Below are 1,150 nucleotides of genomic sequence, written 5' to 3'. Positions count from 1 at the left end.
ACATGGTGACGGCGCTGTTCGGTATCCTCAAGGCCGGCGGCGCCTATGTGCCGCTCGATCCGGCCTATCCGGGTGAACGCCTGCAGTACATCCTGCAGGATGCCGACCCGGTGCTGCTGCTGGCGGACGCCGCCGGCCGGGCGGCGCTGGGCGAGCCTGCGACGCCGCAGCTGGCGCTGGAGGCGGCGCTGCCGGATACGCTGAGCGCCGAGAACCCGGAACGGCGCGCGCAGGCGTCTCACCTGGCGTACGTGATTTACACCTCGGGCTCGACCGGTAAACCGAAGGGCGCGATGAATGAGCACCGCGGGGTGGTCAACCGGCTGGTGTGGATGCAGGAAGCCTACGGCCTGACGGCGGCGGACACGGTGCTGCAAAAAACGCCGTTCGGCTTCGACGTCTCAGTGTGGGAGTTCTTCTGGCCGCTGATGGTCGGCGCGCGTCTGGTGATGGCGAAGCCGGAAGGGCACAAGGATCCGGACTACCTGAGCCGCGCGATCGAACAGTACGGCGTCACCACGCTGCACTTCGTGCCGTCGATGCTGCAAAGCTTCCTGGCGGACGGGCAGGCGGCGACGCGCTGCGGCCAGGTGGTGCGGGTGATGTGCAGCGGGGAAGCGCTGCCGGCGGCGCTGGTGGCGGAGTTTTACCGCCGGCTGCCGCAGGCGGAGTTGCATAACCTGTATGGGCCGACGGAGGCGGCGGTGGACGTTACCGCCTGGCACTGTTCGCGGGAGGCGGACCGGGTGTCGGTGCCGATCGGGCGGCCGATCGCCAACACGCGTATCTACCTGCTGGACGAGCACGGGCAGCCGGTGCCGCTGGGGGCGGTGGGCGAGCTGTATATCGGCGGGGTGCAGGTGGCGCGGGGCTATCTGAATCGGCCCGAATTGACGGCGGAGCGCTTCCTGAGCGATCCGTTCGCGCCGGGCGGGCGGATGTACCGCACCGGCGACGTGGCGCGTTATCTGGCGAACGGCGACATCGAGTACCTGGGGCGCAATGACCAGCAGGTGAAAATCCGCGGCTTCCGCATCGAATGCGGGGAGATAGAGGCGGTGCTGGCGGCGCACCCGGCGGTGCGCGAAGCGGTGGTGGATGCGCGGGCGGTGGGCGACGACAAACGGCTGGTGGCGTGGGTGGTGCCGGC

At 69.3% G+C, this 1,150-nt stretch carries 1 protein-coding gene; it reads left to right on the top strand.

All coding sequences use genetic code 11. The features are described 5' to 3' along the window. On the top strand, positions 1 to 1,150 hold a 1,150-nt coding region (locus EKL15_RS23220), incomplete at both ends, for an amino acid adenylation domain-containing protein (protein WP_203090444.1).

This window comes from Serratia sp. 4542 (assembly GCF_016805595.1).
Classification (GTDB): domain Bacteria; phylum Pseudomonadota; class Gammaproteobacteria; order Enterobacterales; family Enterobacteriaceae; genus Serratia; species Serratia nevei.
This window is presented reverse-complemented; position numbering and strand designations above follow the sequence as displayed.